Consider the following 22,959-nt stretch of genomic DNA (forward strand, 5'->3'; position numbering starts at 1 on the left):
GCCCGGTCACCCGGGGAAGGTGCGAGGGTGTGCCGACAGTGCCTCAACGCGGACGGGGAGCACGTCGTCGCCTTTGAGCATGGCGCGGAGCAACCGCCGCGCTTCCCACCGAAGTGAGAGCGGTGCAACGTCACGCCGCAGTAACAGCCCCCCGTCCGGAGCCGCATACCGCTTCTGCAGATCGCCCAGTTCCTCCGATCGCAGCAGCGCCACCGTACTGCCTGTGGCCTGCTCGACCAGCCGGACCAGCGAGGATGGACCCGTGAGGTCAGTCGCGACGAAGTGATCCCCGCTAGATGTAAGGATCGTTTTTTGCGCCGCACGGGTGACCACCAGAGGACGGAACGGCCCGTCGAGCAAACCGTGCAGTACGTCAGCCGCCGCGTCAGGGCGGCCGATTCCCTGCGCTGCCGCTTGCATTCGTTGCAACCGGCCCGGCTCGCGCAGCAACTCGTCGATCTTCCAGCCGATGGTGGCAGTATTGTTGCAGCGAACAGCCGCCCCCTGTTCCATCAGATAATCACCGTTGCGGACCTCCTGCCCCGGGATGGGGTTGACCAGCACCATGGGCAGCCCTGCAGCCATGCACTCCGATGCCGTCAACCCGCCCGGTTTTCCCACGAAAAGGTCTGCGCGGCGCAGCAGCGCCGGCATTTCCGTTGTGAAGCCGAGGACACGGTAGCGGTCACCGGCGGAGGCTACGAGCGCCTCGATGCGCTGCCTCAGCGCGTCGTTGTAACCACACACAATTGTGGCCGTGAAGGGGGAGCGCATATGCAGCATCTGCCGCACCACCGCGACGGCATAGTCACCTCCTTTCGCACCTGCCGAGATCAACAGCATCGGGGGCTCACTGACATCGCGCACGGGGGCAACATCCGGCATAGCCGCGATCGGGATCCCCGTGGCCGCGACGCGGTCAGGAGGCAGACCGAGCGCCGTCAGCTCCACGTGCCCCTCCTCCCTGGCCACGAAGAGCATGTGGAATGCGCTCGTAAGCCACAGGCCCTGGAAGTCGTAGTCGGTGGTGACCACAGCAGTTCTAGCCTCGATCACGCCGCGAAGAAGAAGTGATGCCATCAGCTGGGCTGGCAAGAAGTGCGTGCACACGATAGCGGTGGGTCGGAATCGTTTGATCGCACGGATGACCGGAACCGCATTCACCCGAGTCCAGGGGTCGATTGGACCGCGGCGTCCGAACGGCGGATCACTGGCGTCATAGCCCCACTCGACCAGCCACGGCAACTCCCTGACCAAGACGAAGTAACCCTTCCCGAGCACGTCGCGGTAGAGTGCGCTACTGACCTGCAGCACATCCAGCACCAACACCTCGACGATGTCCGTGCGCGCGGCGCACGCCTGTTGGACCGCCGCCGCGGCGCTGTTGTGCCCCGATCCCACTCCTGCAGTGAGGATCATGACGCGCTCCCCACTGCCGCTGCTTGAGCTCCGCGCTGATGGCCCACGCATGAAGACATTTTTCATGTTCATTCCCCCAACTGCTCATCGAAAACCAAAACAGCCTCTATTTAGAGTATTGCAAATAAGGCAAACTCCACGGTTGGCGGTGTCAAGCCGTCTTAGCAACATCCTCGTTGAGTAGCTTGGTGAATACTTCCCTTGGTGTGAGGAATCCCAAGACTGCCCGGGGGCGGGCGGTGAGCTCGCCGGTGATGGAGTCCAGATAGTGCGGGCGATTGTTGAGCTCGATGCCCTTGGGTAAGTACTCCACTGCTCCGGGAATGCCTTCCCAAGGGCACAGACGTGAGCGTTCACAGGGCCGAAGACCTCGACTGGGCGCGGCCGAACTCAACGACCGGCTGAAGGCCATGGAGTTTCTTATACTGGATTCGGGACGGGCAAGGAACATTCCCATCAAGTAACCGTGCTGCTTATGGTTGGGAGTTGAGACGTATCTCCTCATGGTGTGATCAGGGGGTTGAGATAATTTTTGGGTGAAATCGCGTTACATCGTTTTTCTGATGCCCAGTGGGCTATGAGTACGCCGTTCAGGCCCCAGAAGGCGGGCAAGTCCGCGAGGGACGCGCCACCGCCGCCAAAGCCTGAACGGGATCTGGATACGGCACTGACGGCTTTGCTGACCGGCGCCTACGTGGCCTGCCCCACAATGGAAACTGCAGAATCTCAGAAATCTGCTGACTGAGCCTGTTGATCACGCGATTGGCCGCTCCCACGGCGCGGACTGGCCGCCCGTTAGGACAAAGTTAGGACAAACTTGCACTCGGCTACCGCGCAGCAGCAGTCCTGCAGGCAGTTTTCATCTGGAGCACCCCATGAGAAGGCACCTCCCATGAGAAGACACCCCCGTGAGGACACCTGCCTTAGCGCAGCGCGAAGATGGTGCGGTGCCAGTCCTTCTCGGCGGCGCCGGTCAGTTCGAACATGACGTGCTTGACCTGTGTGTATTCCTCGAGGGAGTACGCGCTCATGTCCTTGCCGAAGCCCGATTGCTTGAAGCCGCCATGGGGCATCTCGGAGATGATGGGGATGTGGTCATTGACCCACACACAACCGGCATGGATTTCGCGGGTGGCGCGCAGTGCCTTCTGCAGATCGCTTGTCCAGGCCGATGCGGCCAGCCCGTAGACGGTGTCATTGGCAAGGCGGATGGCCTCGTCGTCGTCGTCGAACGGCAGGACAACCAGCACGGGCCCAAAAACTTCGTCCTTGACGATCTCGCTCTCGGGTGCCGCATCGATAACGAGAGTCGCCGGGTAGAAAGCGCCCTGAGCGAGAGCTCCGTCGGTGGGGATGTCCCCGCCGGCAATGACCTTCGCATAGCCTCGGGCCCGCTCGACCATCCCGGCCACGTGGTCGCGGTGCTTGAAGGAAACCAGCGAACCGATGTCCGCGCCGTCGTCCTCCTGCATGCCCAGCCTGATGTCCCTGAAACGCTCAGCCAGCTTGTCGGTGAACTCCTGGTAGACGGAGCGGTGCACAATCGCGCGGGTTGCGGCGGTGCAATCCTGACCTGAATTGATCAGGCTTCCTGCAACGGCGCCATGGACTGCCGCGTCAACATCGGCATCCTCAAACACCACGAACGGCGCCTTGCCGCCTAGCTCAAGGTGAACCCGCTTCGTGGTTGCAGCCGCGGCCTCCATGACAGTGCGGCCCACCGCCGTGGATCCGGTAAAGGAGACCATGTCCACGTCCCCGTGTGCCATAAGTGCCGCACCCACCTCAGTGCCAGTGCCCACCAAGACATTGACGACGCCGGGCGGCAGCCCCGCATCATGGAGCGCCTGGGCGAACATCACCGAGGTCAGGGGAGTGATCTCGGCCGGCTTGAGCACAATCGTGTTGCCCGCAGCAATGGCTGGCAGGATTTTCCATCCGGCCATCTGCAGTGGGTAGTTCCACGGCGTGATGGAGCCGATAACACCGATGGCCTCACGGCGAATGCTTGAGGTGTGCTCGGGCGAATATTCGCCCGTGGCCTTGCCTTCAAGATGGCGGGCGGCGCCGGCGAAGAACTCCACATTGTCGATGGTGCCCGGCACGTCAAAATTCCGTGTCAGCCGCAGCGGCTTGCCTGTTTGGCTGCTCTCGATCTGGGCGAATTCCTCCGCGCGTTCGCTCAGGATTGCAGCAAAGCGGTGCAGGATGGCCGAGCGCTCGCCAGGTGGCGTGCGCGCCCACGCGGGGAACGCGGCGCGGGCGGCGGCCACGGCACTGTCGACGTCGTCCTCGTTGGCGAGGTCCACGGTAGCGACGATGGCGCCCGTGGCCGGATTGACGACGTCGTGCGTCTGGGCCGATGAGCCCTGCCGGATGCTGCCGTTGATGAACTGGTACATCATGCTCCCTTGGGATGGGTGGGGTAAGGCCGTGGCGCGGCGTCCTGCCGCGCCCCGTGGTCTAGCGGGTACCGTCGCGCTCCACCGAATCGAGAATGGCGCCCAGGCCTGCCTGGAAAACGCTTATGCCGTCGAGGTCAAGAAGGCGCTGGCGATGTTCCTGGATCAGCGGGAAACCGGTGACTGAGGCCACGGCAATTGCCTCCAACCAGGGCTCGTGGCCATTGGAGTTTGGTTTCGCCAGTACTTCTTGGGCCAGTCCTGAGCCATGGCCCAGGGTGAAGCTTTCCAGGGCGCCGTAATAATGCACTATGCGCTCACCGGACAGGCCGGCATCCTTGAGGCACAAAAGGACAAATTCGATGGCGTGCAGCTCGCCCTGGCCAAAGGTGTCCGTAGCGAAGGAGTCGCAGCCAATGGACGGGTATTTGATGAAGACATCGACTACGGCATTGAGGTAGCACTCAAGCCGAGGGCGCCATTCTTTAGGAGCCTGAGCCGTCGTGGCTTCCTCAAGCGCCATGGTGAACAATCTGTCCAGCGCTGCCTGCAGGATTGCGTCACGATTGCGGAAGTGGCGGTACATGGCGGTTGGGTTGGCACCAAGAGCCTCGCCGAGGCTCTTGAAAGTAAATCGCGACTGTGGTTCGTCGCGGGCAAGTTCCAGTACGGCGTCGATGATGGTGTCTGCATCGAGCCGCACACGCCGTTCGGGGGGGAGTTCATCCGCTAGAACGGGGCTGGGGATAGCCATGTAGCACCGTCTCTTCCAAAAATTGATTGATTTGCTTCTTTGATTCCACGCTACATGAGAATCGCTGACCACAGTCAACGCTAATGTCAATGCCATTGTCAACGTCATTGACATTCTCAATTTTGCCGCATAACGTGACGTGCAACACAACGTTCTATCGAGGGGTACACGATGACAGTCGCGTCAACGATTTTTGGCAATGGCTTGGTCTACACAGGTTTGGAGCAGGGCCCCCGTCCTGCAGCGGTGGCCATCGGGGAAGGCCGCGTGCTGGCCATTGGCAGCATTGATGAGCTTTCAGCCTTTGTAACCAGGGATACACACCATGTTGACCTGCGTGGACGTCTCCTTATTCCGGGCTTTCAAGATGCGCACGTGCATCCCATCATGGCGGGCGTTGAACACCTGCAGTGCGACCTCAATGAGGCAACCACCGCAGATGAAGCAGTTGCCGCTGTTCGTGACTATGCACAGAGCCACCCCGATGAGCCCTGGATCATTGGCGCAGGCTGGGCCATGGACCTGTTTCCGGGCGGAACGCCCACACGCCAGATGCTTGACGCCGTGGTCTCGGACCGCCCCGTCTTGATTCAGAACCGCGACCATCACGGAGCCTGGGCCAACACCAAGGCCTTTGAAGTGGCCGGTATTGACGCCTCAACCCATGACCCCGCCAGCGGCCGTCTTGAGCGTGAGGCCGATGGCTATCCTGCCGGAACCGTTCATGAAGGCGCCATGGGGCTCTTTGACCATCTGCACCCGGGCATTGCGCCCGGTCAGGCCCGTGAGGGGTTGCTGTGGGCCCAAGAGCTCATGGTTTCCTACGGAATTACCGCCTGGCAAGACGCCTGGGTGGGTGCCTCCGAGGAAGGTTTCGGTGACACCCTGGCGGTCTACCGCCAGGCGCTTGAGGCTAACGAACTGAAGGTTCGCGTCCGCGCAGCCCAGTGGTGGGACCGGGTCGCTGGCCCTGAGCAGATCGAGGGAATCCTGGCACGGCGCGATCAAATCGCGGCCTCCTGCGACCCGCTGCGGCTTTCGGCGGGAACGGTAAAGGTCATGGTTGACGGCGTAGCCGAGAACTTCACCGCAGCTATGCACGCCCCCTACCGTGACAATCACGGACACGCTACTGACAACCACGGGATTGAATTCTTTGAACCCGGCCAGATGCGCCAGTTCGTCACAGATCTGGACGCCAACGGCATGCAAGTCCATTTTCATGCCTTGGGGGACCGCGCAGTCACAGACGCCCTTGACGCCGTCGAGCATGCCCTGACCGTCAATGGTCCCAGCGGCAACCGGCACCACCTGGCGCACCTTCAGGTGGTGCGCAGTGAGGACGCGCCGCGTTTCGCAGCCATCGGCGCAACAGCCAACATCCAAGCACTCTGGGCGTGCCACGAAGAACAGCTTGACGAACTGACCTTACCGTTCATGGAGGACGGCGCCGTCCAGCGCCACTATCCCTTCGGTGAACTTGCTGCCGCAGGTGCCCATCTGGCCGCCGGCAGTGACTGGGCGGTCTCTTCTCCCAACCCGATTCTGGCCATTCACGTGGCGGTGAACAGGGTGGAACCGGGTGGCTCGCTGCCCGCGTTGGGACCGAAGCAGCACAAGCTCACGCTTAAAGCGATCCTCGATGCCTACACTCAGGGCACTGCATGGGTCAATCACCTCGATGCGGCCACCGGCACCATCCGTCCCGGGGCCCTCGCCGACCTGGCAATTCTTGATAAAAACCTCTTTGACATCCCCTCGCAGGATTTGCACACGGTCCAAGTGGACCAAACCTGGATTGCCGGCGAGCTTGTCTTTGCCCGGGGCGTGAGCCAGTGACTTCCCCAGCGCAAGTCACTATTTGTGGAGGAAACCCATGACCCGATTTAGCACCTGGCTGAGACGGATTGGCCCTGGAGTGGCCGGCTGTTCGGCTGTTGCCCTCATGCTCACCGGCTGCGGACCCGCCGCGATTGGCAACGACGACGGCGCCCCTAAGTTCGAGCTCAGCGCCACAACACCCAATCCCAGCAAGGAAATCGATAGTTTCAGCTGGGCGCTCTACGCAGAGCCGTTCTCACTGGACTACGCCTATGCTTTCGATTATTCGGATAACCTGGTGCTCTCGAACATGTGTGAGTCCCTCTTTAGCTGGAACGCGGACCTCACCACATCTCCAGGACTGGCCACGAAGTTTGAACAACTTGATGACCTGACCTGGGTGTACACCATCCGTCAGGGCGTGCACTTCCATGATGGCTCACTCATGAGCGCCGACGACGTTGTGGCCTCGCTCCAACGCCACCAGAGCGAAGAAGTTGGCTCGTTCTGGGCTTCCTCTTTTGATCGTGTAGCTTCCATTGAAAAGACCGGCGACTATGAGGTCACCATCACCACAACAACCCCGGACTATGGCCTGAACTCAGCCCTTGTGGGTGCGCCGGGCGTCATCGAATCGGCCAAGACCCTCGCCGAGGCAGGTACCGATTACGGTAATTCTTCAACCGGTGTGAACTGCACGGGCCCCTTCATGTTTGATAACTGGGCACCGGGTGAAAGCATCAGTCTGAAGCGCTTTGATAACTATTGGGATCCGGAGGCCAAGGCCAAGGCGAAGGAGATGTCCTTCCAAATCCTTCCCGATGCCACCGCACGCACCAATGCACTACAGACCGGTGAGATCGACGGGAGCTGGCAGGTTCCCTCAAATGCCATTGACATTCTGAAGGCAAATACTGACGCAGGGAACATGTACTTCGGTACCGACACTTCGGTGCAAAGCCTTGTCACCTCCAATCTTGAGGGGGTCTTCGCAGACGTCCGCGTCCGCAAGGCCCTCATGATGGCGATCAACCGAGAGGCGTTGCTGCGGGCCGCAGAACAGGGCTACGGGAGCGTGACTAATGGGCTGACAACCAAAAACGTCTGGATCGGGGCCAAACCCGCTACCGTCGATGCAGCCTTCGGCGAGCTACAAACTCTTGACTACGACCTCGAAGAAGCCAAACGCCTCGTTAAGGAAGCCGGCGCAACAGGGAAGAAGTTCGTCTACGCGACGGCGTCCATCACGGCCGCCTTTGACATCGCCTCCCGGGCCGTCGCCTCGGCCGCCAAGGAAATTGGCCTGGAGCCCGAAATTCTGACCATGTCCAATGACAAATACACCACGTTGTTCTCGGACCCGGAAGCCCGCAAGGGGATCGATATCTTTGAGACGTCCTGGTACCTCTCAAGTGCCGAACCGCTTGAAATGTACACGGTGCTACGCACAGGGGACTTCAGCAATTATGGGGGCTGGTCAAACACCGAGTTCGATGACCTGGTCAACGAGGCAATCGGAACCAAGGATCCCGATGCCAAAGCCCAACTGACGGCGCAGGCCGCCAAGATCGCCAGCGATGAGGTGGTGTGGTCCCCGCTCTATGAAACAGTCACCTCCTTGTGGCTGGGCAAGCGCATTACCGGTGTGGCCCCGTCAATCAACTACATGTACTTCCCGTGGGCAGCAACGATCGGAGGCCGGTAACCATGGCTGTAACTGACATAGTGGCGGCTCCGGCCCCGTCAACGCGTGGCACAAAGAAGAAGCTGAAGGCATCGCCGGTGATCTTTGTGATTCGCAAGGTGGCAACCCTGCTCATCACCTTGTTCTTCGCCTCGCTGATCGTCTTCTTCTCGCGATTCATCCTCCCGGGGGACCCCGCACGGTTCCTCTTGCGTGGCCGCAGCCCCAACCCCGCGGCACTGGCTGCTATCACCAAGCAATATGGTCTGGACAAGCCGCCCGTAGAGCAATACCTTTCCTGGATGGGCGGAATTCTCCACGGAGATTGGGGCCGCTCCCTTGCCTACCGCCAGGATGTCAGCGAGGTGCTGCTGGCCCGGCTTCCCGTGACACTTGAACTCGTAGCACTGGCCGCAGTCTTCATCACCGTCCTTGGATTAGCGGCCGGAATCTTGGCCAGCTTGAACAAGGGTGGCTGGGACCGTTTCATCCTGATCTCAGTCACGGCCGCTGGCGCCATTCCGCCCTTCGTTGCAGCGATTGCCCTGACGGCACTGTTCTCCGTCCAGCTCGGCTGGTTCCCCTCCTTTGGCAGTGGAAGCGGCGGATTGGACAGGCTCTGGCATCTAACCCTGCCGTCACTGGCCCTTGGCGTCACCTACATTGCCTTCATGGCCAGGGTTACCCGGTCCTCCATGAATGAGCAGCTGACCCGTGAACACGTTGAGGTGGCCACCAGCCGCGGTCTGAAACCCAGCGCAGTAGTTTTCAGGCACGTACTCCGCAACGCCATGGCCCCCATCTTGACCGTGAGCGGCGTTCTGATTGCCGGACTTCTGGTCTCAAGCGCCATCGTGGAGCAAACCTTCGGCCTAGCCGGAATTGGCGGGCTGCTGGTGCAGTCAATCGACCGCCTCGACTTCTCCGTGGTGCAGGCAATCGTCATGATCGTCGTCACCGCCTTCGTTGTGGCCAACACCATCGTTGATCTGATCCAGCCCCTCCTTGACCCTCGAATCGCAGCAGGAACGGAGTCCCGATGACTCTCACAGCAACGCTTCTTCCCGGCCTATCAAAACGCCGCTATGGAAGCATGTTCTCAACGGTTGGCTGGGCAGCAGTGGTGGTGGCGCTCACCGTTGTCCTCCTCTCAGTCCTAGCCCCCTTCATTGCACCGTACGATCCGAACTATGTGGACCTTGAGAATGTTCTGAGCGGCCCCAGCCTGGCCCACTGGCTTGGCACTGACGCCATGGGCCGTGACCTACTGAGCCGGCTCATGTTTGGCGGACGCACCTCGCTAGTGGGTCCGCTGATTGTGGTTGTGGCATCTACTATCTTTGGTCTGCTGCTGGGCCTGGCTGCGGGGTGGAGCGATGGCTGGATCAGCGCACTGCTGAGCCGCATCTTCGACCTCGTCTTTGCCTTCCCCGCACTCCTACTCTCCATGCTGGCGATTGCACTGTTCGGCAAGGGACTCGTGGCGCCAATCATCGCCATGACCATCAGCTACATTCCCTACGTTGCCCGCTTGACCCAGCAGCTTGTCATATCCGAGCGCTCCCGGCCCTACGTCCAGGCCTACCGCGTGCTTGGTTTCAGGACCTCCTGGGTGGTGCTTGGCCGCGTGCTGCCAAACCTGGTCCCCACTGTGGGCGCCCAATCCACCCTGAATTTTGGTTACGTCCTGGCCGATCTTGCCGCACTGTCCTTCATTGGCCTTGGCATTCAACCACCAACTTCTGACTGGGGAGCCATGATCGAGGAGGCCCGCGGGGCTTTGCTTAGCGGAAGTCTCATGCCCGCCCTGCTGCCGGCACTGGTGGTGGTCCTTATTGTTGTCTCAATCAACGTGATCGGTGAGGAACTTTCCGATCGGATTGGCGGAAACCTCTCATGAGTAAACTCCTTGAAATTGAACAGTTCTCCATGGCCTTTCCCGGCCGCGGGAACCTGCTCAGTGATGTGAGCCTGCACGTGGACGACGGCGAGGCCGTGGCCTTGGTGGGTGAGTCTGGTTCAGGAAAGTCACTGACCACACGGGCGGCGTTGGGCCTCTTCCCCGAGACCTCACGCCTGAGCGGTTCGGTGAAGGTTAGCGGACTTGACACCACCACAGCCTCCGGAACCAAGCTGCTGGAGCTGCGCCGCAACCGCGCCTCGATGATCTTCCAGGACCCGCGCGCCGGCATCAACCCGGTGCGGACCGTAGGCGATTTTGTCACAGAGACGCTGGTGCGCTGGCGCGGACTTAGCCGGCAAGAGGCCGAGGCCCAGGCCGTGGCCCAGCTGGAGCAGGTGGGCCTGCGCCGCGCCAAGGAAATGATGCGCCAGTACCCGCATCAGCTCTCCGGCGGCATGCTCCAAAGGGTCATGATTGCGGCGGCGCTGCTTGACTCGCCCGAGTTGTTGCTGTGCGATGAGCCAACAACAGCCCTTGATGTCACCACTCAGGCTGGGATTGTCACGCTGCTGCGCGAACAGCAGCAGGCCCGCGGCATGGGCATGCTCTTTATTACCCATGACCTGAACCTCGCAGGCTCGCTGTGTGACAGGGTCTACGTATTGCGCAAGGGCGAGGTTGTTGAGCACGGCGGGTCGCGCCAGGTTTTCACCAGCCCGCAGGCGGACTACACGCGCCAGCTCATCGCGGCAACGCCAAGCATCGACATTGACAAGGTTCCTGCCGTTCCTGTCCAAGACGATCAGAGCCCGCTATTGCGGGTTGAGGGACTGTGCCGGCGCTACACGCTGCCCGGAGGGGAGATCCTCAACGCGCTGAACAATGCAAGTTTTACGCTGGCCAAGGGCGGTTCGCTGGGTGTTGTGGGTGAGTCGGGTTCGGGGAAATCCACCCTGGCTCGTATGATCGTTGCCCTTGAAACGCCCGACGCCGGGGAGCTGGAAGTTAGCGGCCGGCCCCGGGCTCACCGTGCTCTGAAGGCCGGTGAGCGCAAGCTTTTGGCCAAGGACGTACAGATCGTTTTCCAGGATCCGTACCTCTCCCTTGATCCCCGGATTCCCGTGGGCAAGGCCGTGGCCGATGTCTTCCGGCTCCATCAAGGGCAGACTCGCAGTGCGGCCTTACAAAGCGCCAGGGAACTCCTTGACCGGGTGGGCATTGGTCCGGAACGGTTCGAATCCAAGCCCCGTGCGCTCTCAGGTGGTCAGCGCCAGCGTGTTGCCATCGCCAAGGCACTGGCTGCCAGGCCCAAGCTGCTGGTCCTGGATGAAGCCACCAGCGCCCTGGACGTTTCGGTCCAGGCCCAGGTGCTGGAACTTGTGGAAGAACTCAGGGATCAATTGGGTCTGACAATCCTCTTCGTCACCCATGACCTTGCCGTGGTCTCACGGCTTTGCTCGGAACTGTTGGTGTTGCGGGACGGGGTGATCGTTGAACAAGGTTCAACCGCGCAGATCCTGGGCGCCCCTGCCAGCGAGTACACCCGGACACTCATCAACTCCCGTCCCCAACTTCTCTGGCAGGACCAGCCAGTCTAAATTCGTTACTCAAGGCTGTCCCGCCATCAAGGTTTCCGGTGCCGGGACGGCCGCCCAAGTAGGAGAGATTTAAGTGCATACCACCGTATTTGAACGGAAATTCCCCAGCTCAGCTGTTGTTGAAGCATCATTGTCAGGAACTGTTCCCCGTCCGTTTTGGATCGATGATCTAGGGCCGGACGTGATTCGCTACCCTCGCCTTGAGGGGAAGTTGCAGGCCGATCTGGTGATAGTCGGTGGTGGCTACACCGGGCTGTGGACCGCATTGCGGGCCAAGGAGCGCAACCCTAGCCTGGACGTCGTCGTGGTTGAGGCGCAGCGTCTTGGCTGGGCTGCTTCCGGGCGCAACGGCGGCTTCTGCGAGGCAAGCCTCACGCACGGCTATGAAAACGGTAAGAATCGCTGGCCCAAAGAACTGGAGCAGCTGGAACGCCTTGGCATGGAAAATCTTGACGGTATCGCCGAAACAGTCGAACGTTACTCGATGGACTGCGAATTCGAGCGGACCGGGCAGCTGAACGTAGCAGTGGAACCGCATCAGGTTCCCTGGCTGGAGGGCGATGAAGAAGGTGGCGAGTTCTTCGACCAGGACGGCGTACGTTCGCTGGTGAACTCACCGACGTACCTTGCCGGGCGGTGGTTCAAGGACGATACAGCCATGGTCCATCCCGCGAAGCTGGTTGCCGAGTTGGCACGTGTTGTGAGCGAGCTAGGTGTCCGCATCTTTGAGCAGTCACCTATTACCAGCTTGGAGGATCAGGCTCATGGCGTGCGCGTTGAGTCAGTCTCGGGTGGTGTCACTAGCAGTGTTACGGGCAAGCAGGTGGCCCTCGGCACCAATGTGTTCCCCTCACTGCTCAAACGCAACAGCCTCATGACTGTCCCTGTCTACGACTATGCACTCATGACCGAGCCGCTCTCAGCCGAGCAACTCGCTTCGATTGGCTGGAAGAACCGCCACGGCATCGGCGACATGGCCAACCAATTCCACTACTACCGTCTGAGCAAGGACAACCGCATCCTCTTCGGAGGGTATGACGCCGTTTATTATCCGGGCCGGAAGGTCAAGGAAGAATATGAGTTGCGGGAGGAGTCCTTCGCGAAGCTGGCCAGCCACTTTTTCACCACCTTCCCGCAGCTTGAAGGCCTGAAGTTCTCCCACAAGTGGGGTGGTGGCATCGATTCAAGCACCCAGTTCTGCGCGTTCTTCGGCACGGCCCGCAAGGGGCGGGTGGCCTACGCGGCAGGATTCACCGGGCTGGGGGTGGGGGCAACCAGGTTCGCCGCCGATGTCATGCTGGACCTGCTCGCAGGCAAGGACACCGAGCGGACCCGTCTTGAGATGGTCAGCAAACGGCCGTTGCCGTTCCCGCCTGAGCCGCTCGCGTCCATAGGCATCAACCTGACCCGCTGGTCCATGGACCGCGCGGACCACAACGAGGGCAAACGCAACGTGATCCTGAAGACGCTCGACGCCGTCGGGCTTGGTTTCGACTCTTAAACCAGTGCGGGTGCCGCATAAGCCGCGGCACCCGCACGCCACTTTTCAACAAAGGAACACACCAATGAGTGTCAAGACTGCCGAATGGTTTTCGGCGCCCGGCCTTGAGCTGGAGCACCAGCGGGTCCCCGCCGAGGACGTGCTGGCGGGAAACCCCAGTACCGCGATTCACGAGCTTGAAGGCTTGGATGGCGTCAGCGTGGGCATTTGGGAAATGACGCCCGGGACCGCAACCGACACCGAGGCCGAGGAGGTCTTCGTTGTGCTCGCCGGCAGGGCCCGCATAGACTTCCTCGGTACAGCACACGCGCTGGACATCGCCGCAGGGGACGTTGTCCGCCTCCGCGCCGGCCAACGCACAGCCTGGACCGTCACCGAGACGTTGCGCAAGGTGTACTTCGCCAGCGAATAACGCGCCGTTGAGGTGCCGGACCGTTGAGGTAACGCGCCGTTGCGGCACCGCGCCGTTGCGGCACCGGCAGGCTACTGGCCGCGAAGCCTGTGCAGCATCAGTGCCACGTGCAGTGACGTCCGCGATTCAGGGTCCTCGAGGTCAACCTCCAGAAGCTGTTCCAACTTGGCGAGGCGGGCATACAGGGTTGGCCGGCTCAGGTATCCGCTGCGGGCCATGGCCGCCTTGTTGCCTCCGGAGTCGAGATAGCGGCCCAGTAGCTCCAAGTATCCCTGTGCGCCTTCGGCCTCGGCCGCCAAAACGGTTTCCAGCTCGGACTCGGCAAATTGCTGCACGCGCGGATCGTTGCGAATCAGGGCCAAGAGGCCGCCCAGCCTGATGTCCGTGGCCCGGTAGTAAGCCCTGTCTTGTTTGCGCAACGTTGCCGCTGTGTCTGCCACGTGCGTAGCTTCGTCAATGCCTGCGGCCGCCTCAAGTAGCGTTGAGCGGTAGCGTCCGACGCCGATGATCCAGCGGGCGGCTAAGTCACCTTCGCCGTGGCCCACCTGGGTGGAGAGTGCAGCCGCCAGGCGCTGAAGGGTGTGGTCTTCGAGTTCCTTGGCCGCAAGGCCAAGGAGCATGCCCACTGAACCCGATTCGATGCTGGCCGTGAGCGCATTGCCCGCCGTGGATTTCAAGGCCGTGGCCAGGAGTTCAAGCAGTGCCCGTTCTTGCTGCTGGTTGGCTAGGGGATCGCCCGGGGATGAGTCCTGATGGAGGCTGCGAAAGACCAGGGGAAGGTAGAAGGGTGAGCGTTTCAAGCCCAGGGACCCGGCGCGAGCCAGCGCCTCGGCCTCGGTCAGTCCGCGGGGCTGGCGCAGGGCGCTGAGCAGGCCTGCTTGGGCTTGTTCGGAGAGCCCGCGCTGATCCCTTTCGGCCAGCCGGTTGATAGCAAGCGTCTGGGCCGCGCGCTCGAGGACCATAACCGCAGCCTCGTCCTCGTGGGGGCTGTCCGGTGGCAGCGGCACCACCAAGCGTCCCCACAGCTGAGCTTTAATGCCAACCGGAACCTGCAGCCAGCCCTCAGGACCGCTACGAGCCACGGTGTTAGCTCTTGCCGTTGAATCGGCGGCGGGCCGGGCCGGAGGAGTCGTGCGGGAGCGCCGCTCCCAATCGTGGAGCAATTCTGCGGCGGGTAAGCCCTGCGCCGAAAAGGCCAGGGCATGATGTTGGAGGTCCTCAAGCACCACGGATGCCCCAATCATCGCCGCGGCCTGTTCCACCACTTGCGCGGTCCCGGCGCTTTCAAGACTCAAGACGGTGAACGCCTCATGGACATCCCTTGCGTGTTCCACCTTTTCCAGCTGTTCGGCAACGATCATCCTGTGCACGATCTCGGTGATTTCAACGAACCTGACACGGCGGTGCACCACGGCGATCGGCATTCCCGCCGCCTTGGCTGCATCCTTGAGTGCCGCCGTGGTACTTCCCCTCGGTGCTGTGCGCTCGATGATCAGCCCGGCTGCGCCCGCGGTTTCAAGGGAGCGGATGTACGCAGCGGTGCGGCCCGGGTCCTTATCCAGCTCAAGGCCGGTAGTGAGGACCAACTCGCCACCAGAGAGCAGCCCGGCCAAATCCAGCAACTCACTGACGTGGACCCACCGGACGGGGGCATCAAGGCCACCGTCCCCGCCCAAACTGCCGTCTCCGCCCAAACTGCCGCCTCCGCCCAGGATTTCGGGATCGGCAGCGCGGACCACAGGCAGGTTCAGGATAGAGCGCAATGTTGGCAGCATTTACACAGTGTAATGGATCTCATTGAATTCTTTACACATGGCTCCTATCGTCTGTGTTTGAACCGCGGCAGACTGGAGTCAACGCCGGGGAGAACTCCTCGCATTGGAATTCATCTACAGGAGATAACGTGAACACCATTGAGCATTGGATCAACGGCAGCCCGGTCAAAGCAGGCGAGCGCACCTCAGAGGTCACCAACCCAGCCACGGGTAAGGTCACAGGAAACGTGGTGTTGGCCCGCGCCGAAGATGTTGATGTAGCCGTGGCTGCGGCCAAGGCCGCCTTCCCGGCATGGCGTGATGCGTCCCTTGCCCGCCGCACCCAGATCCTCTTCGCATTCCGTGAACTGCTCAACGCACGCAAGGGTGAACTGGCCGCGATCATCACGGCCGAACATGGCAAGGTGCTCGATGACGCACTCGGGGAAGTTTCCCGCGGCCAGGAAGTGGTTGAGTTCGCCTGTGGCATCGCGCACCTGATCAAGGGCTCCTACACGGAGAACGCCTCAACCAAGGTTGACATCCACTCCGTCCGCCAGGCCTTGGGCCCGGTCGCGATCATCAGCCCTTTCAACTTCCCAGCCATGGTGCCCATGTGGTTCTTCCCGCTGGCCATTGCCGCGGGCAATACCGTGATCCTCAAGCCCAGCGAAAAGGTTCCCACAGCAGCCATCTGGATGGCGGAATTATGGAAAGAGGCTGGCCTGCCTGACGGCGTGTTCAACGTGGTGCAGGGCGACAAGGTTGCCGTTGACTCGTTGTTGACCCACCCCGACATTATGGCTGTATCCTTTGTTGGTTCCACTCCCATCGCCCAGTACGTGTACAAGACGGCAACAGCCAACGGCAAGCGGGTCCAGGCGCTCGGTGGGGCCAAGAACCACATGATCGTCCTGCCCGACGCGGACCTGGACCTAGCCGCCGATGCCGCCATCAACGCCGGCTTCGGCTCGGCGGGCGAACGTTGCATGGCGATCTCTGCCTTGGTTGCCGTGGGTGGCATAGCTGATGAACTGGTCGGAAAGATTGCCCAGCGCGCCGGTGAGCTGCGCACAGGCGACGGGCTGCGCGGTTCTGACATGGGACCGCTTGTTTCAGCGGCCCACTTGGAAAAAGTTTCCGGCTATGTTGATGCCGGAGAGGCCGCTGGGGCAACCCTTGTGGTGGATGGCCGGAACGTGGCGCCCGACGCCGAAGGCAGCGGATTCTTCCTAGGCCCCACCCTCTTCGACAACGTCAGCACGGACATGAGCATCTACACGGATGAAATCTTTGGCCCGGTTCTGTCGGTTTTGCGCGTGGACAGCTTTGACGAAGCACTGGCGCTGGTCAACGGCAGTCCCTACGGCAACGGCACCGCTATTTTCACCAGCGACGGCGGTGCCGCCCGCCGCTTCGAAAATGAGGTGCAGGTGGGCATGGTGGGCATCAACATTTCCGTCCCCGTTCCGATGGCCTACTATTCCTTCGGCGGCTGGAAGAACTCCCTCTTTGGCGACACCCATGCGCACGGAACAGAGGGTGTGAACTTCTTCACCCGAGGCAAAGCCGTCACCACCCGCTGGTCGGACCCCAGCAACCGTGGCATCAACCTCGGCTTCCCCCAGAACGTCTAACCGACCAACCGCAGAGATCTTAAGGAGAAAACAATGACGTCCATCGTTGAAAGCGGTACCGGGCCTCAGACCGGCATCACCGAAGATGCCCACCGCACCTGGGAGCTTGACCGCAAGCATGTGTTTCATTCGTGGTCGGCACAGGATTCGATCAATCCCATGGTTGTCACCGCCGCCCAAGGCTCCTACCTGTGGGCTGGGGAGGGGAAGAAGTACCTCGACTTTTCCTCCCAGCTGGTCAACACCAACATTGGCCACCAACATCCCGCCGTGGTGGCGGCCATTGCGGCGCAGGCCACCACCTTGTGCACCATCGCCCCCAGCTACGCCAATGCTGCCCGTTCCGAGGCTGCCCGCCTGATTGCCGAGCGCACACCGGGTGAGCTGGATCGAATCTTCTTCACCAACGGCGGGGCCGACGCCAACGAACACGCCGTGCGGATGGCGCGCTTGCACACGGGCAAGCACAAAGTGCTTTCCGCCTACCGTTCCTACCACGGTGGAACTCAGCTTGCCATCAACATGACAGGCGATCCCCGCAGGTGGCCCAGCGACAACGCCAGCACGGGTACCGTGCATTTCTTCCCGCCGTACCTGTACCGCACGGCCTTCCACGCCACCACCGAGGAAGAGGAATGTCAGCGTGCGTTGGAGCACCTCGATCAGCTGATCGCCCTTGAGGGGCCCGCCACGATTGCCGCGCTGATCCTGGAAAGCATCCCGGGAACCGCCGGCATCCAGGTCCCGCCGCCCGGATACCTGCAGGGCGTGCGTGAACTGTGCACCAAGTATGGGATCGTGTTCATTGCCGATGAGGTCATGGCAGGTTTTGGGCGTACCGGAAAATGGTTTGCCGTTGACCACTTTGACGTTGTGCCCGATCTGTTGACCTTTGCCAAGGGTGTGAACTCCGGGTACGTGCCGCTGGGCGGCGTTGCCATCAGCCCGGCCATCGCGGCGACTTTTGGCTCGCGCGTCTACCCGGGCGGCCTCACATACTCAGGCCACCCGCTGGCAACTGCGGCGGCCGTCGCAACCATCAATGCCATGGAGGATGAGGGCATAGTGGGGCACGCGGCCACCTTGGGTGAGAGCGTCATCGGCCCAGCGTTGCGCGGCTTCGCCGAGCGTCACCGCTCCGTGGGTGAGGTCCGTGGGACTGGTGTGTTCTGGGCCATTGAACTTGTCAAGGACCGCCAAACACGTGAGCCCTTGGCCCCGTACGGTGGCTCATCACCGGAAATGGGCCAGATCGTGGCGGCGGCCAAGGAGAAGGGCCTGATTACCTTCACCAACCTCAACCGCATCCACGTAGTGCCCCCTTGCAACATCAGCGTGGAGGATGCAAGCCTGGGCCTAGGGATTCTCGATGACGTCCTGGCGATCGCCGATGCGCTGATCGCCTGAGCCGTGATCCACCGCCTGCCTCTGAGCGCTGATTGATTACGTCCGGTGGGAGCGGATTCATTTTTGGGCGTGGCGGGGTGGTTGGCGAAGCTGAGGATCGGCGGGGATAATCTGGTCGTCGCCTTGCTGCCACATTCTGCTCGCTTCGATGCCATGCCTCGCCGGGAGTGCAGGGACAGGGGGCCAATTCTTGGCAGTCAGTTTTTCAAGGTTTCCAGGTCAGTTCAGTGTTTCTTGCTAGTGCTTGCTTTTGACCGGAGTGGGGGCGGCTATAGATGCTGGTCGGGCATTTGGAGGCGGGCAACTGCGCATCAAAGTTTGTGGAGCACGGCATGGGGATCCAGAACGTGGTCCCTGGGACCGGCATAAGGAGCGGAAAGAAAAAAGATACGCTCCGGTCCGAAGTCCGAGGTGTAACCCTTTGCGTTCCCACATCAAGGCGGAACCGTGTCCCGCGACATAGTGGCAACTATGGCCCGAGACATCACATTGGTGCCCCGGGCGGGAATTGAACCCACGACCAAGAGAAACTCATCATCTGGATTTGCCTGTTGTCGTTGACTGCCAAAATCCGCGTGTTTCCGCGCTACTTCATGGGTTCCAAAGGCTATGGCGTGTCGTGGACTGCCGTCGTTCTTGGTTGAAAAAGGGGAATAAAAGGGGAGTGCCACTGGATGGGCCGGTGACCCTGTGCGGATTCAGGTTCAACTTCTGGGCAGAGTGTGCCATGTGTGAGGTGCCCGCTCACCTGGAGGTCGCTGTCATTGGTGATTATCTTACGCCGGGGCTCGGTGCAAGGTAATAGTAGGTTCGTCGAGACTTGGTTGCGAACATTGGCAACGGGTCGACGAAATCTGGGCAACCAAACCGACACCATTTGTTTTGGCATGACATGGTCGCCTACTGCCGGAATTCCTTGTCGATCAATTGGTCTGGCTCGCGAGGCTTGAGTGCCTATTCCTTGCGCTGGTTGGACCAGTGTTCCATCAACAACTCTTGACCTTGCTGTTCGGTCAGGTTGAAGATTTCTTCCGGGGCAAGGTTGAGTTGATCGCGGAGGGCGGTCTGAAGCCAGCTCGGAAGAGTGGATTCCCTGGTGGGTTCTGCGGCAGCTTCAACGGATTCGTAAAGACGTCCCATTTGGGTGATGACGTCTTTTAGCGGTTGAAGCTTGGGGTCATCTCCTATCCGTGCGACTCGTGCTTTGAGTTCTTCGTAGATTTCTCTGTCCGACCTAACGCCCACGGCCCATATTTCGGAGATGTCAAGGATTGGTGTGCCATCTGTGTCTGCGGTGACTCTCCAGACAATGCGCCAATCGCGGTCCCCTACAACAAGTTTGCGGAAACCAATCAAGGCGCCCAACAGGGGTTCGCCTGCGTTGGTCGAGCGCTCCAAGAGCAGCATCTTCTTGAAGACGGTGCGGACGATCTGAGGGTCTTTCTTACTGAGCCGGTGAAGGTCGGCAACGGCATCTTCGGTGAGTCGAACGACGCAGACGCGCTGCGGGTGTGGGCTCACGCTCGCCCTGCGGCGATGTCGGCAGCAATCTCGGCCTCCAGCTCAGCACGGGTGAATCCAAAGAATTCCATGGCCTGGTCTAGATCGGTGCGGACGCCGCTGTCGGTGGCGAAACGAGCCATGACGAGAGCTGCATCGCGCAGAGTGTCACGGTCCCGCCGAAGGCTGGAGATTTCCTCAGCGGAAACAACTTCGGCGACGACCCGGCCATGTCGGGAAAGTGGCACGTCGTTTCCCGCTTCAGCCGAGGCAACTAAGGAGGACAAGCCGGCACGTGATGCTTCTGTGATCGTCATGGTGGTCATATATGAACTATACAGATTTCTATGTAGATTCTCAATCGGTCGCGTGCACCGCGATCGCCGTGGCGTCAACGCCGATCGGGAATGGATTATGTCCGCTTTCCGTGTTGGCCGTAATGGTCAATGATTCACAACGGCTTAAATGTCCCGTATGGGGAGCCTTGGGTTCCCCTCTGGAACTGCCATGGAGCGACTTTTCAGCTCCAGCGCGCGCATGAATCCACGGGCCGGGGGTCGACCGGCTTGCGGGATAGGCTCGATAACGTGCTTGGTCTTTGCTTAGACTGTCCAAAAGGCAACATAGACAGGATGGAACCATGCAGAGCGAACTAGCGGCAAAGGTTTTCGGCGACAAAGAAGATCCTCGACAGCGACTGCAGAGCATCTTTGGCGGTTCGTCAGACTTAGCCGGACCAGCCTCGGCCGCACACGAATGGGCAAAGAATGTTCTTGACGAAGCTGGAGTAGATCCAGCAGAACATAACGTCACAGCAATACGATGCCTGCGGACTGCCCAACCCCGTCTCACCCTAAAAGCCTCGGCATATCTGGTCGACCACTTGTCAAAGCGATAACTTGTCTCAATTATCGTTCGGCCTACGGTCCAGTAGATACCCACCGGGGAATATGGCAGATGGTGGGCAGAAGTCCGGAGCCCTTGAGTCGGATTTGAGATGCTAACTGTGGACGATTCACCAAAGCTGCCTAGCAAACATTCACTCGTGTTAGTCCCACCAGAGTTGGGCGATGGTCGTTCCTGAGGGTGTTGTTGAGAGCACGGTGAACTCATCACAGGCCCCCTGAACATCGTCGATCATCTTTGGTAGGTCTGCGATGGCTAGGGTCATGGTTGCATCGTCGGTATCGGAGAGATGTAAAGGAACTGCCCCCGCTTCGAGGTACCAGCGGCGCAAGATAACGCTCAGGGCTGTCCTGCTTCCCCAGTTATCGGCACCTTCCCATTCAAGATGGGCAATAACATCACCTGGATACGCCAATCGCATGGCGATCAGCGTCCCACCAACATCAGAGATCGGGCTCTCATCGGGAAGCTCAAGTCCAGAGGTGACAAGGGCTTGTGCAGGTGTGTCGTTGCTGGGTAAGGAAAATTCGGCTCTGGCATCATTCTCGCGAAGACTATCTAGCTCCTGGGCTGAGCAGTCATCATCCTCGGAGAGGGCTTCCCATTCAGAGGCGAGGTCATCGGCGTCTAGAAGATCGCCACCGATAACGAAGGCATGCCAACTACTACCTTGGGCGTTGAGAATTTTCTGGATACTCCAGGCTGATTCACCCGTGATATCAGGACCCCACACGGCGACTTCCTCCCGAGAGGGGCCCAGCACCATGTGGGGTGTATCCAGACCGAGGGTCGTGGTCGCATCGCTCAAGGGGTGTTGAGTGTTCATCGGTTTATCGGGTCCATTCTGGTCTGAGCGATCTACTCTGCGGGGTGTGGGGATGGCGCTGTTCTTAGTTGCTGAGGCCCATTCGTTCTCTTACCTCTGCGAGGGTCAACGAGGTTTCCTGAGTTTGCAGTTCTGAGGCGTTGGTTACCAGAATTGACGGCCCCGGATAGAACTCTGCATCAAAGGGATGCAGCCCCAGGGCTGCGCAATACCGTTTGAGCATGTCCAGAGTGAACCGGTCACGAACTTTCCTACTCGTATACGCTTCAACCTCCTCGAAATCTAGGACCGGCTTGTCATCGGCATCGAAGGACCAGCGCGCCCCATCCTGACTCAAAGAAATAGCACGCACATAATTCGATGGCGTTCCCACTGGCCCGTATAGCTTGTACTGAATCCCACCCCACGGCCCGCGTGAGGCATCTTTTGATGCTGGGACCGAACAAACAAATAGACCATGACAACCCATAGTCTTGGCTAGATAACTAATAGGAGTTTTTTGGTCACCCCCTAGAACGTCACAGTCGAAGAAGGCAGTCCAGTTCGGATTGCTCGTGGCTACCAGTAGTTCTCTTGAGGTCCACCCGGATACCAGAGGTTCAAGTTTCAGCACGTTATCCTCAAACCCACCAAGAAAACGTTCTTGCCTAGCCGAACCATGGATAGCCACACGCCATTGTTCTAAGGCCTGCGCAACCTCACCTAAAGGCGCCTCGAGGAAGCCAAGACCGGAGGTAATGGGGACATAACGGTCATTCAATAGCGTCACGCCACAAGCCTTTCAAAAGGAGAATGTATTCTCTGAGCAAGACCCAGCCGGCGGGATCATTGAGCCAGTCTGACACGAGGAAGTCTCGGCCGCACGCAAAAGCCATTCTTGCCTCGAATAATCTTGGCTCAAACCCACCTGATCAATGCCGTCCACTGTCCCGTAGAACCTCGAACGGGACTCTTGCTGCTGGGAGAAGTCTGATTCCCTGTGCGGATCAGTTGCCGAGCAGGTTCTTCGTCATTGCGTAGTTGGTTAGCTGCACGCCGACCATCACGGGATGTTGTTTTGCCTTGACGACGAACCCGTAGCGCTCGAAGAACGGTCGGGCCGTGATGCTGACATCGGCGGTCAGTTCTGTCAGACGCTCTGCGCGTGCGTGGGCCTCCACGTCGGCAAGCAGGAGGCGTGCTACCCCGGTCGTAGGTACCGCGGGGACACGAACATCATGTCTATATACCCTTTCGGGTCTACGTCGGAGAAGCCTGCTGGCTCTCCATCCACGGTCGCCACGTAACTATTCCGCGCGTTCATCGCGGCGTGCCAGGCGGACAGTTCGCGCGCTTCTGGCCGTGCCCACGCCTCAATCTGCTCGGGCGAGTAATCGGAGGCAGCTGTTTCGGTCACTGCGCCAAGGAAGATCGCCATGGTGTCTGCAGCGTCCGA

Annotated in this window: 18 protein-coding genes and 1 pseudogene; 9 read left to right on the forward strand and 10 right to left on the reverse strand. The window is 60.4% G+C overall.

Going from position 1 to position 22,959, the window contains the following annotated elements; genetic code table 11:
* Positions 1-6: 6 nt before the first annotated feature.
* The 4 genes from CVS29_RS10430 to CVS29_RS10440 form a co-directional block, all read right to left on the reverse strand.
* Positions 7-1,470, reverse strand: coding sequence for an MGDG synthase family glycosyltransferase (locus CVS29_RS10430; protein WP_110106494.1), 1,464 nt, complete (start codon positions 1,468-1,470; stop codon positions 7-9).
* 100 nt (positions 1,471-1,570) lie between these two features.
* Positions 1,571-1,732 carry a hypothetical protein gene (locus tag CVS29_RS18470; RefSeq protein WP_170120955.1) on the reverse strand — a complete coding sequence of 54 codons (162 nt, stop codon included), beginning with the start codon at positions 1,730-1,732 and terminating at the stop codon, positions 1,571-1,573.
* A gap of 610 nt (positions 1,733-2,342) precedes the next feature.
* Positions 2,343-3,821 (reverse strand): gamma-aminobutyraldehyde dehydrogenase, encoded by a 1,479-nt coding sequence (locus tag CVS29_RS10435; RefSeq protein WP_110106275.1) that lies wholly within the window; start codon positions 3,819-3,821, stop codon positions 2,343-2,345.
* A 61-nt stretch (positions 3,822-3,882) separates the two neighbouring features.
* Complete coding sequence (locus CVS29_RS10440) at positions 3,883-4,575, reverse strand: TetR/AcrR family transcriptional regulator (RefSeq protein WP_110106276.1); 693 nt, start codon at positions 4,573-4,575, stop codon at positions 3,883-3,885.
* 171 nt (positions 4,576-4,746) lie between these two features.
* On the opposite strand from CVS29_RS10440, the gene CVS29_RS10445 reads away from it, so the two are divergent.
* From CVS29_RS10445 to CVS29_RS10475, 7 genes are all read left to right on the forward strand, one after another.
* Complete coding sequence (locus CVS29_RS10445; protein WP_110106277.1) at positions 4,747-6,414, forward strand: amidohydrolase; 1,668 nt, start codon at positions 4,747-4,749, stop codon at positions 6,412-6,414.
* Between the two features lie 37 nt (positions 6,415-6,451).
* Positions 6,452-8,101: an ABC transporter substrate-binding protein gene (locus CVS29_RS10450; protein ID WP_110106278.1), complete on the forward strand. Its 1,650-nt coding sequence runs from the start codon at positions 6,452-6,454 to the stop codon at positions 8,099-8,101.
* Between the two features lie 2 nt (positions 8,102-8,103).
* The gene (locus CVS29_RS10455; RefSeq protein ID WP_110106279.1) at positions 8,104-9,123 is read left to right on the forward strand and encodes an ABC transporter permease; all 1,020 of its coding nucleotides are present in this window, start codon (positions 8,104-8,106) and stop codon (positions 9,121-9,123) included.
* Positions 9,120-9,980 carry an ABC transporter permease gene (locus CVS29_RS10460; RefSeq protein ID WP_110106280.1) on the forward strand — a complete coding sequence of 287 codons (861 nt, stop codon included), beginning with the start codon at positions 9,120-9,122 and terminating at the stop codon, positions 9,978-9,980. Before CVS29_RS10455 ends, CVS29_RS10460 begins: the two co-directional genes overlap by 4 nt.
* Positions 9,977-11,581 carry a dipeptide ABC transporter ATP-binding protein gene (locus tag CVS29_RS10465; protein ID WP_110106281.1) on the forward strand — a complete coding sequence of 535 codons (1,605 nt, stop codon included), beginning with the start codon at positions 9,977-9,979 and terminating at the stop codon, positions 11,579-11,581. The genes CVS29_RS10460 and CVS29_RS10465 overlap by 4 nt, the downstream gene beginning before the upstream one ends.
* 73 nt (positions 11,582-11,654) lie before the next feature.
* Positions 11,655-13,082: an NAD(P)/FAD-dependent oxidoreductase gene (locus tag CVS29_RS10470; RefSeq protein ID WP_110106282.1), complete on the forward strand. Its 1,428-nt coding sequence runs from the start codon at positions 11,655-11,657 to the stop codon at positions 13,080-13,082.
* A 64-nt stretch (positions 13,083-13,146) separates the two neighbouring features.
* Positions 13,147-13,494, forward strand: coding sequence for a cupin domain-containing protein (locus CVS29_RS10475; RefSeq protein WP_110106283.1), 348 nt, complete (start codon positions 13,147-13,149; stop codon positions 13,492-13,494).
* Positions 13,495-13,565: 71 nt separating this feature from the next.
* On the opposite strand, the gene CVS29_RS10480 is transcribed toward CVS29_RS10475, so the two are convergent.
* Positions 13,566-15,269: a PucR family transcriptional regulator gene (locus CVS29_RS10480; protein ID WP_110106284.1), complete on the reverse strand. Its 1,704-nt coding sequence runs from the start codon at positions 15,267-15,269 to the stop codon at positions 13,566-13,568.
* A 128-nt stretch (positions 15,270-15,397) separates the two neighbouring features.
* Between CVS29_RS10480 and CVS29_RS10485 the strand changes: the two genes are divergently transcribed.
* Both CVS29_RS10485 and CVS29_RS10490 read left to right on the forward strand, forming a co-directional pair.
* Positions 15,398-16,885, forward strand: coding sequence for a CoA-acylating methylmalonate-semialdehyde dehydrogenase (locus CVS29_RS10485; protein ID WP_110106285.1), 1,488 nt, complete (start codon positions 15,398-15,400; stop codon positions 16,883-16,885).
* A gap of 33 nt (positions 16,886-16,918) precedes the next feature.
* Positions 16,919-18,292, forward strand: a complete 1,374-nt coding sequence (locus CVS29_RS10490; protein ID WP_110106286.1) for an aspartate aminotransferase family protein — start codon at positions 16,919-16,921, stop codon at positions 18,290-18,292.
* Between the two features lie 954 nt (positions 18,293-19,246).
* Here CVS29_RS10490 and CVS29_RS10495 read toward each other — a convergent pair.
* The 5 genes and pseudogenes from CVS29_RS10495 to CVS29_RS19250 form a co-directional block, all read right to left on the reverse strand.
* Positions 19,247-19,813, reverse strand: coding sequence for a type II toxin-antitoxin system RelE family toxin (locus CVS29_RS10495; protein ID WP_110106287.1), 567 nt, complete (start codon positions 19,811-19,813; stop codon positions 19,247-19,249).
* On the reverse strand, positions 19,810-20,118 hold the full coding sequence (locus CVS29_RS10500; RefSeq protein WP_170120953.1) for a type II toxin-antitoxin system Phd/YefM family antitoxin: 309 nt from the start codon (positions 20,116-20,118) through the stop codon (positions 19,810-19,812). Before CVS29_RS10500 ends, CVS29_RS10495 begins: the two co-directional genes overlap by 4 nt.
* A gap of 722 nt (positions 20,119-20,840) precedes the next feature.
* Positions 20,841-21,524 (reverse strand): hypothetical protein, encoded by a 684-nt coding sequence (locus CVS29_RS10505; protein WP_170120956.1) that lies wholly within the window; start codon positions 21,522-21,524, stop codon positions 20,841-20,843.
* A 64-nt stretch (positions 21,525-21,588) separates the two neighbouring features.
* Positions 21,589-22,293 carry a hypothetical protein gene (locus tag CVS29_RS10510; RefSeq protein WP_110106289.1) on the reverse strand — a complete coding sequence of 235 codons (705 nt, stop codon included), beginning with the start codon at positions 22,291-22,293 and terminating at the stop codon, positions 21,589-21,591.
* 217 nt (positions 22,294-22,510) lie between these two features.
* A pseudogene (locus CVS29_RS19250) lies at positions 22,511-22,941 on the reverse strand (GNAT family N-acetyltransferase).
* Positions 22,942-22,959: the final 18 nt, after the last annotated feature.

The sequence above is a fragment of the Arthrobacter psychrochitiniphilus genome, assembly GCF_003185915.1.
Taxonomy (GTDB): Bacteria; Actinomycetota; Actinomycetes; order Actinomycetales; family Micrococcaceae; genus Specibacter; species Specibacter psychrochitiniphilus.